At 47.5% G+C, this 1,756-nt stretch carries 3 protein-coding genes; 1 reads left to right on the forward strand and 2 read right to left on the reverse strand.

Annotated features, from left to right (window positions below):
• Positions 1-393: 393 nt before the first annotated feature.
• Positions 394-891, forward strand: a complete 498-nt coding sequence (locus BFQ03_RS26310) for a helix-turn-helix domain-containing protein (RefSeq protein ID WP_065944339.1) — start codon at positions 394-396, stop codon at positions 889-891.
• 69 nt (positions 892-960) lie between these two features.
• Here the strand turns inward: BFQ03_RS26310 and BFQ03_RS30080 are convergent, their stop codons facing one another.
• On the reverse strand, positions 961-1,344 hold the full coding sequence (locus BFQ03_RS30080) for a P-loop NTPase family protein (RefSeq protein ID WP_139115741.1): 384 nt from the start codon (positions 1,342-1,344) through the stop codon (positions 961-963).
• Between the two features lie 104 nt (positions 1,345-1,448).
• A partial coding sequence (locus BFQ03_RS30890) for a replication initiation protein (RefSeq protein WP_239695285.1) occupies positions 1,449-1,756 on the reverse strand: 308 nt, incomplete at its 5' end.

Genomic DNA, 1,756 nt, shown 5'->3' on the forward strand with positions numbered 1-1,756 from the left:
AACAATTACCAATTTAAAAACACGTTAAGATACTGATTTATAAGTGTTTTTTTGAATTTTTGTCGCATTTTTTTCTATCACTGTATCTAGATAGACGTAAAACTGAGCACTAAGCTTCGTTTCACGGTTAATGCGAGGTTTCTCAATGGACACAGTCAGTGCTTTTTTCTCGATTGTTTCTGGTGCCAGTCCTTTGGTGCTGGTAACGACGGTTTCAGTGGTTGCCCTTTTGGTGGTTGCTGAGTGTGTTAGGCAGGTTTGTAAGGCAGTTTCTAAAGGAAAAGATTAATGGCAAGGAAGTTCAGTAAGTGCCCTACTTGGTGGGTTAGGGACCCAGAGCAAAATCTGTCCAAGTTCATAGGAGGCAAATCATCTGGCTGTGGGATTGCAGCCTTGAAATGCCTCATCGCCCTATCGAGCTCGATAGATTTTTGGACGCGTCAGGCTAAATTGTCGTTGTCCGATCTGGAAAAGCTGACAGGCCTTTCAAGACCTATGGTCATAAGAGGTTTGGGCAGGCTGGTGGAGGCGGGCATCGTCCTGGTCGACAAAACCAATCATGTCCATGTGTATGAACTCACTGAAAAGACGGGAGATTCGTACTGGGCAAAAATCCCGTTTGATCGCGTAAGAAAGCATTTGCCGGAAATCTCTAACCGTGGAGAGGTGTACCTAACGGCCCTAAAAATCTATTTGGTTCTAGTGTCCATCCGCCCAAACGAAAGTGATTCGGTGGCCATTGGTTATGAAAAAATCAGGGATTATGTGGGATGTCAGCGAAGCAAAATCAGGCCTGCCCTCGACGTTCTTTATAGCCATACCTTGATTCGCATTGCGCATAGTGATGAATCGAAGGAAAGGCATAACGTCTATACGATTCTTGGTCTCTAGAACGGCTTTATCCCTAGCCGGAATCCTTCCCCCTTTGATGGATGAGTTTCCGATTCGGAAACTTTTGGCTCATTCGTCCAGAGCGCTGAACAAACTGGCCCAGGTGGCGGGTTCTTGAGGTTTTTCAGGAGTTGAGGGTTTGGGGTGTTCTGGTTTGTGCTCGATGAGCAGAACGGTGGCGCGCAGCTCCTGGACTTCCTTGCGAAGTGCCTGGAGTTCAGCCAATACCTGGTCCCACGGTTGATCTGTGCCAATGTGTGCCACATCAGGTGTGACAAGCTGTGCCACAGGAACCAGGGCACCGTAAGCGCGCATCAGTTCCGAGGTCTCAAATTGGCGACATCCGGAAGGGTCAAGTCCATATGAAACAAGGCCTCTATCCATATCTCTATAGATTGAGCGTCGACTTCTTCCGGTTAGTTTTACGGCTTCGTTGAGGGTGTGCCATGCCATGGATTATGACTGTGCCAAAGTGTGCCAAAGAGGCAGGAAGCTTAATCCATGGAAAGGTATTTTGCCTAAAAGGGGAAGGATTCCGGCTATGCCTGAAAAACTCATTAAAGCTTCAGTGTCATCTGGTCACTTTTTGTGATCGTAAACGAGAAACCAATGATTTTTCGACCCTGCCGGCGAGGCTCTGCCGTAACAGTCAAATCAGTATTTTTATTCAGTTCAGCTAGGGCTGGGTCAATGACCCACCTACGCAGATCTTTGACGTTAGGATATTTTTCCCCCAGGTCGAGCATTTCGCGCAGCTGGGCGAGCGTGCATTCCCGCTGTTTGAGTTTGATGAATTGACTCATCAACTCATAGAGGCGGACAGAGTAGAAGCTAGACAGGCTGCCGATCTGCTTTAGCTGGTAAC

Origin of the sequence: Pseudomonas sp. 25 R 14, assembly GCF_900004755.1 — a bacterium.
Classification (GTDB): Bacteria; Pseudomonadota; Gammaproteobacteria; order Pseudomonadales; family Pseudomonadaceae; genus Aquipseudomonas; species Aquipseudomonas brenneri.